The sequence below is a fragment of the Paenibacillus sp. FSL W8-0426 genome, assembly GCF_037969725.1.
GTDB lineage: Bacteria > Bacillota > Bacilli > Paenibacillales > Paenibacillaceae > Paenibacillus > Paenibacillus hubeiensis.
On sequence record NZ_CP150203.1, the window covers coordinates 6,783,397 to 6,796,617 of the forward strand.

Genomic DNA, 13,221 nt, shown 5'->3' on the forward strand with positions numbered 1-13,221 from the left:
GCGGATACCTGACGGTATCTGCTTTTTATTTTTTGGGAAACCGCGTCTCTATGATTCTTGCCTGCTTATCCTCCAACCACGAAGGAGGAACTTGATTATGCAATCGAAATTAGTGCTCATCGAAGGGCTGCCTGGTTTCGGCAAAACGACAACGGCTGGGCTCGTCCATGAAATTTTAGCGGAAATGAACGTTGCATCCCGATTGTTTCTGGAAGGCAATTTGGATCATCCTGCCGATTATGATGGCGTTGCCTTTTTTATAGAGCATGAATTCATTGAATTGCTGCGTTCATATGGACCATTTCAAGATCTATTGAGCGATCACGCTATTCGAGAGGGTCATCATTACTTTTTGGAATATCGAAAAATGCAAAATAAATTCGGTGAGAGCTTGCCCGATGAATGGATGAAATCCATTTTCAAACACGATATCTACGAGCTGCCATTTGAACAGAACAGAAAGCTGATCACGGATCGGTGGAAGAGGTTTGCCGAGAGCGCGTGGGCCGGCCCCGATCCCTTTGTGTTTGATTGCTGTTTCATCCAAGTAACGATCGGGATGATTAAGCATCATGCAAAGAAAGAAGACGTAATGGGCTATGTTACGCAACTGGCGCACATCGTGGAACGTTTGAATCCATTATTGATTTACGTGGAACAGCAGGATTTGGGTTGTTCTTTCAAGAAGGCCATACAAGAACGGCCGCGGGAATGGTCCGAGGGGTTTATCGATTATTACACGAACCAAGGCTACGGCAAACGTCATAACCTCACAGGCCTGGAAGGCACGTTAGAGGTCCTTGAAGCACGGCGTGAACTGGAACAGGACATATTCGCCGGCTTACATATAGCCAAGAGAAAGGTCGACAACTCGTCCTATGGCATGGAGGAATACAAACACGTTTTACGCGGGATTTTGGTGGAACATTTTCATGGATAAATGATGTTTCCGTACTTGATGTTGAGGCAAAACGTAGGGCCATCCTTTAGAGGACGGCTCTTTGTTTGAGAAGCGGATAATTTCATCGCCTCCTTGTTGTACGTATACTGCTTGAAGGAATATGGCAGGTAGGTTTGCATATGTAAAATGGTTATATATTTCCATGTAGTAAATGTCGTTTCTTCTGAAAGCCATCCACTGCTTTGCGCAAAGTTAAAATATTTTCCTCCAGAAACGTTCGATTTTTTTCGATCCCTCTGTTCTTACACCAAACCACTGCACTGAAAGCATCGTAAAAATCATAAAAGGGCAGCACCGTTTCCAGATCCAACATCGGTCGAATCGTTTGATAACCTTCGATGTACGACGCTTTTGTTCCCGGATTGACCTCCCAAATATACCGATTAACCTTCGTAAAATCGATTTCCGAGGATCCGCCGCGAGCGCTCTCGAAGTCGATCATGCCAGCAACCTCGCTGCCATTCACTAATATATTTCCAGGTCTGAAATCCATATGAACAATGCATGGTCCATCAGGATCGGGCAAAGCTGAGAAAACACGATCAAAGTGCAGAACACTTCTTTCGTATAATTCGGGGTCAAGCATTTCTTGGCATGGCTCTTTCCACTTTTCAAAATTGTTTTGGATATGCAGCCGCCAATCATTTGGATCAAAAACTTTAAATCCATCGGTCACATGGCAGCCGTACCCTGGCATGCTGACTTCATGGAGCATGGCATGATGCATCCCGATCTGAAAGGAAAGTTTCTCGTCAATGTTTTCTGTACAGGGCATGCCTTGAATCGCCGAAAGCAGCAATGCTCCAGTCATATGTTCATCCCCAGACCAAAAGTCCAATACTTCAGGAACAGGCAGCACGTCCTTCAACGTTTCAAGCATCTGAAATTCACGAAACAGTTTATTTCGGTTAAACGGAATTTTGACATAAACATGTTCACCGCCAGCAAGCGTAAGTTTGTACACTTCTGAACTAAACGAATCCGGAACGCCGTCGATGCTTAACACGTTCAATTTCATCTTTTCAATGACGTTCATAATGGAACTCATGGGGCACCTCCTGTTTAAATATAGCCTCAAAACGGAAAAGCCCCTTCCGTCTCCAAAGGGGCTGAGTATCGGACTATCCCTCTTGCTCTTCGTCCTGACTAGGCGGAGCCATCAGGCTTTGGACGGCACCCATAAACGGCCGGATGGACTTGATCATGCCATACCCCATCTTTACGACCGGGACGAATCGTTGGATCATGCCAAACAGCCGCATACCGTTGCCAAGTAAGCCTCCAGCCGAAGCCGCACCGCCAAGTCCTCCGAAACCGCCGAACAGCGAACCAATCATGGGCATAAAAGACGAAACCTGCGCGCGCTGTGCCTTGCGCGAATGGGTTGGCATCTTGCGCGTGCTGTTCACCCGTCCCCGGTTCTGCGAACGAGCGCCCTTGCTGCGTGAACCGGTCTTGCGCTTGGAAGAACGTGAACCCTCCCCTGTCGCCTTGTGCGGTAGCGTTCCTCCACCAGTAAGCACTACGCCTCCGTTATTTACGTCAGTTATATAACCGACATATGTCTCGCCACTGTGAAGAGTGACGCAGACAGGCCGATTTTTGTACCGCTTAGCCTTTACGCGTATTGAGTTGGTTTTAGCCATGAAATCTCACCTCGCTCCACTGAAATCTAATTCAGTTTACGCGCTGGGTGGACTACTTGCCTGTGCGAATAGGACATCCGCATGCCGAAATGGCCGGGACAAGAGTAGTTCCGTCCTATCCAACATCATGTTCACAAGCCTCCAAGATATACCCTGCATAACGCAGCGTTTCCTGGTCCTCAACCCGGTCAAGCTTTTTTAAAATCACGGGAATAAACCCCGTCAAATCCTCGGTTTTACTGTACGCGTGCAGAATCCTTAAAGCTTCCAGAAAACCCCCATGCCCATCTGATTGCAATAGTCTCAAAAGATATTCTGAACCTGCACCAAAAGAAGTTTTGCAGATGAGCCGAATGGCTGTGGCGTGATTTTTGGAGCCTTGAGCCGCGATATTTTGCAAAAAACCAAGGGTTTCCTGAGAGACCTTCTTAAACTTGAACATTCCATCAAGCGCCTTAGCCTGGATTTCTTCGTTTGGAGCGGTTTCATAAATCCTGATCAACGCCTTCTCGTCACCCGGCATTCGGCTGCCAAACCACCCGATATCATAATCCAGAATAATTTCATCCAGCCAGCGCTCATACCAGTCCAGAAAGCTGTCCTCATAGACAAAGAAAAAGGGATGATCGGGATGGAAATCGGAAGTGTATACTACTTTCCCCCGGTGTTTTCCTTCAAGTACGAGATACATATCATATTCGCAGCCTTGTGTCCCTATGCACAGCATGCCGCCCAGCACCTTATTACGGGTATCGTCGTATTCCTCATCCGAGATGTCCTCATCCTTGGTCAGAGGTTCAATCAGACCGTTCCATTCCTCCGTAGCCATCCCGGGATACAGCACGGATTTTGCAAGGAGAGCCTGACTTTCGGTATAGGAAGTCGCCTTTTCGATCGAATAGATTCCATAATAGGGTCCGGCGCCTCCATTGCCGACTTCTGTCAAAAACGATGCGAAAGGCTCTGGCAGGTTGACCTGATTACGGGCTTGCCATTCAGCCAGCTCTTTTGCTGTAAGCCTATCCTTCACTCTGTACCGATGTGAGGATGCCCCAAACACGGAGAACGATGTGTCTTTGCACATGGCTTGATTCAGTTTGTCTTTTATGCGCTCCAGCTGCGTTTCTGTATTCCCCAATCCCATCGATCGGCCCCCCGTTAACTAGCCTGTTTTCGTATTCATTTTCCTTTTCCTCTTATTCATCCATTTTAGCATTTGGTTTGGAAACTTGTTTTTCCTTCCAATGTGGCCTGCAGGAATTTTTTCGACTTTTTCAACCGCTTCTGAATCTCTTCAATTTCTTTGATTTTCTGTTCAACCAGCTCTTTCTTTACCTCATACGATAGATTGAGTTGTTGATCGACTAGTGAACGTAACTCTTCTACAGAAAATCCTACGGATAAAAGGGCCTTCACATCCTCTAGAAACTCAACAATATTCTCCGAATAGATCCGATAATTATTTTCATCTCTCTTCACAAAGGTGTCTGGAATCAGGTTTTTACGTTCATAAAATCTCAATGTCGATATAGGCAGGCCCGTTAATTTGGAAACATCATTGATTTTCATCCTATGGCCTCTCTTTATTGGTTTGCTATAAACCTAGGTTCATAGTTCATAATGCGAATATGATAACGAACGACATGTACAATGTCAAAAAAATGGGTCGTTATCCAAAGGAGAGATTCGATGTTTAGCCATATTGTTAATAACGATTTCGCAAGTATAGTCAAGGGACGACGTTCTGTGCGCCATTATGATGAACATATTAAAATATCGAAAGAGGAGCTCAGCGAAATCATCTCGGAAGCTAGTCTGGCTCCATCCTCTGCAAATATGCAGCCATGGCGGATCGTTGTGGTGGATACTCCGGAAGGAAAAGAAAAGCTACGACCTCTGATGCGTTTCAATACCTTACAAAACGATACTTCATCTGCCATGGTAATCATTTTCGGTGACACCCAGAGCTATTTACATGTTGAGGAAATTTACAATACAGCCGTGGAACAAGGAAAAATGCCAGCTGAAGTAAGAGACAGCCAACTTGAGACCATTCTATCGATGTATCCAACTCTCCCCCAACATATCAAAGTTGAAGTTGCAAAGATCGATAGCAGCCTCTTTGCTATGCAGCTCATGTTAGCAGCGCGCGCACATGGGTATGATACGAATCCAATGGCAGGTTTTGAAATGGATCAAGTCGCACAAGCCTTTGATTTGGATGGAAAACGCTATGTTCCCGTCATGGTTATTTCTATAGGTAAAGCCAAGGAGGAAGGGTATGAGTCCGTTCGATTAAGTTCCGACAAGATTACATTCTGGAGATAACGGGCTATTCTAAATCTATTCACTACTTTTTCTTCAAAACAACTCTTCTAAACAGGCTAATGGTGCCCAATCATTTCTCTGAATCTCACATACATTGGAGCATCATATAAGAGGGGTTGATATTGTGGTACGTATCCTTGATAAAGCGGCAGTTCAGCCGCTTAGTCGCTTTAACCCGGCCAAATCGTTTACGATTCGACGTTCCCCGCAAAAATCCGGCATAGCAACGATCCCAATACGGATTCCGGCGAATTCCCAGCCGAACCGGGTAGATTTGGTAGCCTCCATTGGGGTGAGAGGTGTCAAAGGCATTGCTCAAGTTCGCTTTAGAGTCTTCCGCGGCAACAAAGAAATTTTCAACACACAGCAAGGGATCGAATCTACGGGTTCAGAGCAAAATTATATCGTTACTTTCCAGGCTGAGGATCGAAATGTCCCAGCAGGTACGCATGCGTACACAGTCACAGCCGAAAACCGTACTCCAAATACAAGAGTAGATGTCGTAGGACCCATATCATTTAGCGGGTTAGCGGTTAAAACCAGAAACTAACACCGCCTCTGATCCCCGACCTAGCTCTCAATATCTTTCTGCTGCTTAAGATGGTTCGAGCAGGAAAAGCAAAAACAGTGCGCCTCGATAGAAGGTGCACTGTTTTTGCTTTTCCTGCTCATTGGGGTATGGTTCAGCTTAGTCCAATTACCTCATCACTAAACTCTTTGGGAGAGTTCAAGCTCCACTGAATGCTGGCTCCGATAATCGAATAACAGCCGCTGCATCTTTTCAACGGTGCCGTCTCGATGGGGAACATGAATGGAAACAGTCAAATTGGAATCGTTTAAATACTGAAACGAAACCATGTCAAAATTCAATGTCCCGAGATTCGGACATTGGAGTGCCTTTGGGGCATCGATGGCATCCAGAACCTCATAGGATTCCCAGAATTCCCGAAACTCGCTGCTGGCTTCGCACAGCGCCTCGAACTGCTCTGACCACCAAGGGTCATCTACGTGCCTGGCGTACCCGGCATGGAACTTGGCGGCGATCCTCCGGGCATGCAGCTCCCATTGGTCCCCCTTGATGTAGCGAAAACGGGGAGAAGTAAACGTCATCCAGACAAAATTCCGTTCCCGTTCAGACATCGCCGCAAGGTTCCCGTTCAGCGCGCAATAGGCTTCATTCCATGCAATAATGTTCATGCGCTCATCCATGACATTCGCCGGAGATACGTTTTGGCTATCCAAAAAACGTTGAAGTTCCGGTGTTGCCTTAGAGGTTTTCCATGTTTCGTTCAAAGGCAGCTGCTTGCGGGCAAGGTAAAACAGATGCCTGCGTTCCGATTCATTCAACCGCAGCACTTCGGCTATTCGATCAAGAACCTCAGCCGACACATTGATATGACGCCCTTGTTCCAAATAGGTATACCAATCCAAGCCCACATCTGCCAACATCGCCACTTCGCTGCGGCGAAGTCCGGGTGTCCGTCTGCGTCTGGTCTCCGGTAATCCAATCTGCTCCGGAGTAATCCGTTCCCGGCGCATGCGTAAAAAGTGAGACAACTCCTCATAACGGTCCAAGCTGTACGTCATGATCCCTCTCCCCTCCTTCGAATTCATGAACGTAGGATTCCCCATCCTACGATAACCAGATCTCTTCCTAGCCTCTTCAGGTCCATTTATACTCAGTTTATGTCTTCCTTCGGGAGAATAGCAAGAATGGAAAAGACATCGTACATCGGCTATCTAGGCGAAAACTGCAAAGTCAAATATAACCAGAATTTGAGGAGGGAAAAGGATGTTTGAGCATATCGTGCTTTTGAAATTTAAGCCCCATGTCTCCAACAGCGAGAAAGAAGAAGCGGTAAACCGCGCTCACGACTTCAAAGGAAGCATTCCGGGGATCATCGATCTTAGCGCGGGGATTAATGTTACGGAGGAAACAGAGCACGTTCAGGGCTATACGCTGGGAATCAGAGTTACCTTTGAGAATCAGCAGGCTTGCCGGGATTATATTCAGCACCCCCTGCATCAACGTTTATTGCAATCCATCGGACCGCTAGTTGAGGGCATCGTCGTTATGGATTATCCGGTTGCTTAGACCGAAGAAATGGAAAACAAGCGGCGGTCGCCTCCGGCAGGTGACCGCTTCAATTTTGATGGCTGTTGAAACATTTCTCTATCTCGCCCTCTTTGATAAGGTTCAACTGTTCTTTGTGATAAAGCATTGGGACAATTCTTAATTACAAAATTACTGATTTAGTTCTACCCTCTAGGTAAATTCGTTATAATAAACATAATTCAGGTCGTAATCATTTTGTAGAGGTGTTAGGATGAATAGTTTTGTAAAGTTCTTATTCATTGTTATTGCTCCAACTCTTGCGTTAGCTGCAACATCCCATGGTACACTAATACTGGATAAACCTTTTAAAATCGAAAATGAATTTATTAAATTAGATACTACTTGGGCAACAGTTATTTTAATACTTTATGTTGCTATTTCATCTGCATTCTTTATATATTCACGTGTAATGGAGATTCTGAATGAAAAGAAAGAACAAATTAATTCTTTAATTTTAGAAAATACTGAGCATAAAAGAAATCTCCAAGACAATGCAAGCGGACTTTGGAGAGAACTTAAATACTTAAATAAGTACAAACAAAACGAAATATTAGCAAATATAATGGAAATATTCACAAAGAACAACACACCAGTGGTTTCCGTTCAAATGTATGAATACTTTATTAATAAAAGTAACCTTCTCGGAGTAACTGAAGTTAAAATTAATCATACTGTTGGAGTTGCTAAAGAAGGGCAAAATCAAAATGCAATTTTGCAATCGTATTATTCCATCCCGACCTATATTCTTAATGCTTTTTATAAGGCAAGAGCTACTGCTGAACTGGGTTATCGAAACTTAGCTAGAGCTCTACATCGCTTTGCTGTAAGGTATACAAGACAATTAAACTCACGAACAAGAAGTGCTTTGAAAAAACAAGATGTCTTTTTACTGGCATTACTAATTCTTGCTCTAGAGAAATTAGACCTCTATGACGACCTGAGGATTACTGAGCACGATGATACCCTCCACAAACTTCAAAAAAATGGAATACTAAGGGGTATCATTGATAATGGAGAATATTACACGTTTACATATAAATCATCTGAAAATATGAATAATGAAAAAGTTACACGGACATATTTAACTAAGAAAATAACCATAAACGGATTACAATGCATATTTGTAATCACAGCGGACATTCAGGACCAACAAATTAATTTACATCAATTAGGCAATCAGTTTACTGAGCTTTTGGTTGCCAGTGACCTAAAAGTTGAATATACTTAAATTAAGGTGAAACAGGAGGTGGCATTGATGAGTTTAAAATTAACGGATCAACAAAAAGCACTTATAAAAAAAGATCTCATTAACGCTGGTGCAATTCAAAGGGAAAAGCCTCTGACTCCCCGTGATTCTTATTATTCAAAAAGTATAGGTAAAACAAATACTACCCCAGCAAAGGTTAGAATATAGGTGTTTTAATAGCCAGAGACGGCACTTACGTGCTGTCTCTTCTTTATTTTAGTCAGAAATTCTCCACATAGATCTCTCTCCCTCCGCCTTACCTGTACTTGTCATACAGCTCTCCGTAACGGGTCAATCAGCAAATGGCTAAAAGGAACTGCCGTAGTCAGCTCCTTGTTTTAATTCGGTTTGGTGTGCCTATTGTCATTTTCTGACCTGTTTTCCTACTGGAATACTCTGAGCAAAACGAAACACATTATGAGGTTCGTACTTTCGCTTCACCTGCTTCAATCTCCCAAAGTTCACACCATAATACGTGGACCAGTTCTTAATCTGCAGATCAGGAAAATTCACATAGTCTCCTTTAACAAAGGGACACAACGCTCTACGGAATCTTTTCACCCACTGAATATTCCGCTTTTGCTCCCTATCGTTTCTCTAACGGGCTGACAGTTCGTAGATTGTCTCCGCCTTCCGATGAGGATAAGCCGTTGAAGTAGGCGATACCCGACTTACCGCGCTTCCTGCACCACCTAGGCTCTGACTCCACACGCTAGAATGTTTGTTGGGCGCTTTGGCTAAAAAGTCACGTATAATTCGTACTCCTTCCAGCGGCAAAGGTCGGAACCCATAGGCTCCGGTTATTTTAAACTTTGGTTCCAAATTCAGGTCCGATTCGGCAAAGAATTTGGTTGCTTCAATAAAAGGAACTGTCTTCACCATCACCATCACCTTCACCGGAGTGCCTGCTCGTAAGAGCGGTCTAATCCATCGCCGCAGCTCCCCTGCACCGCCAAGCAATTCCCGGTAGATACAATGGTTCCTACCTGCTTGGCCGCCACCTCAATGGTTGAGGTTAAGCGGTTCGTGACCGATGGGGCCCAGCGTTGCCAAGCCGGCAACACCTTCTCAAGATCACTCCATTTCCACGTAATGCTATATATAGAAACCGATGAAATCGGTCTAACCCGAAATGTATATTCTGTAGTAACCCCAAAGTTCCCTCCCCCTCCGCCTCGTGATGCCCACAACAGATCGGAATGTTTCTTTCGGTTTGCCACAATCGTCTTTGCCCCATACCGCCCCGAAACTACGACCATCTTTACTTGTTTCAAGTTATCGCACGTAAGCCCATATTTGCGGGAAAGCAGTCCAATGCCACCTCCCAGAGTAAGCCCAGCTACCCCTACGTCGGGCGCGGTCCCCGCCGGAATTGTCACACGCTTATTCCACAGCTTTTTGTACACCCGGGCAAGTGGATTTCCCGTTTGCACAATGGCCACTCTATTTTTTCGATCAACCTTAACTTTATTCATCTCGCTCACATCGATAATAATACCGCCATTTACAGCTGAAAAGCCTTCATAGCTATGGCGTCCGCTGCGCACTCGCAGCCGTATGCCCCGCTCACGAGCCCATTTGACAGCGTTGATCACACCTGGGTTCGCTGGCAAAAAACAATGACTCTTGGAAATTTGGAGAAGCGCCTATTGTACTCCATTCTGGCCGTATTGTATGACGGATTGCCCGGAATTACGATCCTACCGGTTAATCGTGTACTTTTCTTTTTCAACTTTCGTGCCATCTACTTTACACCATCCCTGCTCATGACATAAGCCTTCCTCATCAGCTTATTCCTATGTTAGTGACACCCGTCCTAGTAACGGCAAACGCCCAGTTCCTTCCAGACATGATTGGAGACTCTCCATGTCCCCTGCTCAGGTAAATGCTTAAAAATTTCGCGGTTACTTGTGATACGGTTCAGCTTAACTTCTGCAAGGCGGAATGTACAACAAAGAAGCACACCGAAATTGGTATGCTTCTTGTTATTTATTTTATAAATTCATGAGACATTTGAATAAGTTTTCCAATTTCTTCAAACCCATTAACTACAATTCGACTTTTCGAATCAGCGTTTTTTTTAATCCATTGTTCAAATTGAGGATTGTTAAAAAGAACACTCCTGTAATTTGTACCATATACATTAAACTCAAAAGATACAATTAGCTTCGTGTAATAAGCAATCCTAAACAAAAACTTATCTGATGCAGCTTTTTCTTCATCCTTATAATAAAATTGAATATTTGATGTGTAGGTAAAACTATGGTTACTAGAATCATAAATATCCTGTATCCATTTTTGGACAAATTCTTTAGCAGGTCTGTCGTCTTCATTTATTTTTGTATAAAACTTCTGTAATGAAACTCGTTGATATCGTGTTAAGGAACCGATAAGAGATATATCAAACTCATTCTCAACTGGCCCTCTTGTATATTGGGAAATATTCTGGTTCTTCTTTTCCAAATTTTCAATTACCAAAGAATATAATGATCTTATATCATTGGGACTCTTAAATATATTAACAGGTGACTTTTCTAGTTCAGATGCAATTGGTATAATCTCTTCAACTATATCTAATATATTTGCCTTCAAAGATTCAATATTCTGTATGTTCTCTATACCAATTTCATATTTACTGATGTTATTGGAACCTATCAGATCAAATACTACCTTACTAATTAATTCCTTACCATGAACTAATATCGCTTTCTTCTCATCAGTAACCTCATTTATGAGAACTCTTATTCCATCATCTACCATCCTTTGGAAAAACACACAATTCCACACGTAGTACCCTGTAACACTAGGATTATAAAGCTTTTTATACCGTGCGTGGTTAAGGTCAGAATATATTAGCCCAATTTCTCGACTAACTAATATTGTAGCCTCAATATCCTTTGCAAATGATAGAGCCCTCGTTGCTTCTCTAAGAGAAAAGCTATCTCTAGAGATTACTTCATCCTCTTCACCACGCATTAAATGATACGTTATCCCTTCGAATTGAAGAGTTCTCTCAATCTTTTTCTGTACCTCATCAAGAACTACAAAATCTCTATTTTCGATCCTATTTTGTCTATTATTTTTACTAGTAACCTCTGCAGCAAATTTATCATCTAAGTATTGTTCGCCTTCTTCGTCCGATCTTTGCATTGATATAATCCTAAAGGGAAGGTAGACTTGACCAAGCTTTTCTTTACTCTCGAGCGATGACTGACCAAATTTACCAATAACCCCCACTGTTTGAGCTCCATTAACTATACTGATACCTTTACATTCAAATACTCCCATGTCTCTCGAATTACCAAAAACTCTCTTCTTGTCGACTTCCTCGCATACTAAAGTAATGCCATTATTGTAGTACCAAAACAACTCTGGCTCTGTTTCTAGAGTGTCATTCATCTCATTATTTATGTCAGTATTCCCCAACAGTCTTCGAAGGTTATACTCATAGAGGGAATTCCCATAATTTTCCCACCATTCGCAAAGTTGGTCTGCTGAAATTTGTCCATAAAAAGCTTCCATCTCGCCTTCATAGCGTCCCCATTGTTTCAATTGAACTTCAACGTCAATATTCCGTGAGGTATTCGAACTACCTATAGCACTATAAACACGTTTTTGATTAAGAATTTCTAGATCAGCAACTGCTCTAAAATCATTAAGCTCCGCAAGCAGATCGTCAAACTCACGTCTTGAGTGCTGAGACAAATTAATTGCAGTATATACTAGAACGATTTTAAATTTAACTTTACTTTTATTTAAGGCTTCAGTTATCTCGTCTTTAAGAGCATTTACCTTAGCATTAAATTTGAAATATTTTAAGGCTATCAAATCCTTAATACCGACTATAAACTTTGTAATTTCGCCTAAATCAGGCTCAGAGTCCCCATTTCCATTAAATTTAGACTGCACAAAACATAATTCGTTGGTATCCCTATTATAGTAAATCAAGTCAATTCCATTATCATCTGGACCATCAACTAAATATTTCACCACTTCATTCTTATCTGCTTGAGGATAGAGAATGTTTATACTATATGCAGCTAAAGCCTTTGAAAGAAAATTTTTCTCAATTTCCTCTTCTCTAGTAGAGGGAATACTACCCATATTTATGATTCCATCGTAGTGTTCATGTAACTTCCGCTTAATTTGGTTAACTTCGAGAATACCCAATGTTTTCATCCCCCTTGGAAATTGGAAATATTATTTCTTACATTTTGAATGTTCTGCGAAGTATACCTTATGGTATACAGTTCCCAGTTTATAAAACTGGTCCGTTTCGAACTCCCTGCTAAACGTGAGTAGAGCCACTGGTAGATTGCACCAAGGAAATAAAGGATCTCCCCTCTTCTACGTCCTTCTGTAATCTGCCTGATGGCCAGGCTTGGTCCGGTTCTCTTTGGTCTCCTGGGCAATCTTAGCAATTCATTACCCGATGAGTCAATGGACGTTTAAAGCTGATGAATCTCCACTTGTGCAGGTTAAAAGATTACCCCAGCTGCCACGATAGTTATTTCTATAATTTATATTTATTTTTTTCCCAATCAAGTATATTTTTTACTAATGTTAAGACCATAGCGTGATCCTCTTTAGGCCGAGAGTAAAGTATTTCAACCAGTTGTCTTATTTCATCCGGCTGATGAATTGGGTCTATACAATAAAACAGTTCTTCAAAAGAAACATTAAGACCAGTAGCAATTTTATTGAGACTTTCAATTGTTATATTTTTCTCCCCACGTTCTACTTGACCAATATAATTGTTATGTAGACCAGATCGTTCTGCCAAAATATCTTGGCTTATATTCTGTTGTTTACGTAACTGTCTGATTCTTACACCTATTCGAAAAATTAAATCGTTCATAGTTCACCTCAATTAGAACATATATAAATATTTCAATCAAATAAACAATCTATAAATGTTTATTGA

At 42.5% G+C, this 13,221-nt stretch carries 12 protein-coding genes and 2 pseudogenes; 6 read left to right on the forward strand and 8 right to left on the reverse strand.

Annotated elements, in window-relative coordinates; genetic code table 11:
- Positions 1-97: 97 nt before the first annotated feature.
- Positions 98-940 carry a hypothetical protein gene (locus tag MKY59_RS30590; protein WP_339275325.1) on the forward strand — a complete coding sequence of 281 codons (843 nt, stop codon included), beginning with the start codon at positions 98-100 and terminating at the stop codon, positions 938-940.
- Between the two features lie 151 nt (positions 941-1,091).
- Here the strand turns inward: MKY59_RS30590 and MKY59_RS30595 are convergent, their stop codons facing one another.
- The 4 genes and pseudogenes from MKY59_RS30595 to MKY59_RS30610 form a co-directional block, all read right to left on the reverse strand.
- On the reverse strand, positions 1,092-2,009 hold the full coding sequence (locus MKY59_RS30595; RefSeq protein ID WP_339275327.1) for a phosphotransferase: 918 nt from the start codon (positions 2,007-2,009) through the stop codon (positions 1,092-1,094).
- 73 nt (positions 2,010-2,082) lie between these two features.
- On the reverse strand, positions 2,083-2,607 hold the full coding sequence (locus MKY59_RS30600; RefSeq protein WP_339275329.1) for a hypothetical protein: 525 nt from the start codon (positions 2,605-2,607) through the stop codon (positions 2,083-2,085).
- A 139-nt stretch (positions 2,608-2,746) separates the two neighbouring features.
- Positions 2,747-3,751: pseudogene (locus tag MKY59_RS30605) on the reverse strand (SMI1/KNR4 family protein); the annotation flags it as partial.
- Positions 3,752-3,816: 65 nt separating this feature from the next.
- Entirely contained in the window at positions 3,817-4,176 is a 360-nt protein-coding gene (locus MKY59_RS30610) for a MerR family transcriptional regulator (protein WP_339275331.1), read from the reverse strand.
- Positions 4,177-4,296: 120 nt separating this feature from the next.
- Between MKY59_RS30610 and MKY59_RS30615 the strand changes: the two genes are divergently transcribed.
- Positions 4,297-4,935: a nitroreductase family protein gene (locus MKY59_RS30615; protein WP_339275333.1), complete on the forward strand. Its 639-nt coding sequence runs from the start codon at positions 4,297-4,299 to the stop codon at positions 4,933-4,935.
- Positions 4,936-5,059: 124 nt separating this feature from the next.
- A complete protein-coding gene (locus MKY59_RS30620; RefSeq protein ID WP_339275335.1) occupies positions 5,060-5,485 on the forward strand; it encodes an exosporium protein C in 426 nt (141 codons plus the stop codon).
- A gap of 158 nt (positions 5,486-5,643) precedes the next feature.
- Here the strand turns inward: MKY59_RS30620 and MKY59_RS30625 are convergent, their stop codons facing one another.
- The gene (locus tag MKY59_RS30625) at positions 5,644-6,522 is read right to left on the reverse strand and encodes a helix-turn-helix transcriptional regulator (protein WP_339275336.1); all 879 of its coding nucleotides are present in this window, start codon (positions 6,520-6,522) and stop codon (positions 5,644-5,646) included.
- 205 nt (positions 6,523-6,727) lie between these two features.
- On the opposite strand from MKY59_RS30625, the gene MKY59_RS30630 reads away from it, so the two are divergent.
- The 3 genes from MKY59_RS30630 (at position 6,728) to MKY59_RS30640 (ending at position 8,465) form a co-directional block, all read left to right on the forward strand.
- On the forward strand, positions 6,728-7,030 hold the full coding sequence (locus MKY59_RS30630; protein WP_236413556.1) for a Dabb family protein: 303 nt from the start codon (positions 6,728-6,730) through the stop codon (positions 7,028-7,030).
- Between the two features lie 232 nt (positions 7,031-7,262).
- The gene (locus MKY59_RS30635; protein WP_339275338.1) at positions 7,263-8,279 is read left to right on the forward strand and encodes a hypothetical protein; all 1,017 of its coding nucleotides are present in this window, start codon (positions 7,263-7,265) and stop codon (positions 8,277-8,279) included.
- A 27-nt stretch (positions 8,280-8,306) separates the two neighbouring features.
- Positions 8,307-8,465, forward strand: a complete 159-nt coding sequence (locus MKY59_RS30640; RefSeq protein ID WP_339275340.1) for a hypothetical protein — start codon at positions 8,307-8,309, stop codon at positions 8,463-8,465.
- 195 nt (positions 8,466-8,660) lie between these two features.
- On the opposite strand, the pseudogene MKY59_RS30645 reads toward MKY59_RS30640, so the two are convergent.
- From MKY59_RS30645 to MKY59_RS30655, 3 genes and pseudogenes are all read right to left on the reverse strand, one after another.
- Positions 8,661-10,041 (reverse strand): annotated as a pseudogene (locus MKY59_RS30645) (FAD-binding oxidoreductase).
- Positions 10,042-10,286: 245 nt separating this feature from the next.
- Positions 10,287-12,467: an AIPR family protein gene (locus MKY59_RS30650; RefSeq protein WP_339275342.1), complete on the reverse strand. Its 2,181-nt coding sequence runs from the start codon at positions 12,465-12,467 to the stop codon at positions 10,287-10,289.
- A gap of 343 nt (positions 12,468-12,810) precedes the next feature.
- On the reverse strand, positions 12,811-13,155 hold the full coding sequence (locus MKY59_RS30655) for a helix-turn-helix transcriptional regulator (RefSeq protein WP_339275343.1): 345 nt from the start codon (positions 13,153-13,155) through the stop codon (positions 12,811-12,813).
- Positions 13,156-13,221: the final 66 nt, after the last annotated feature.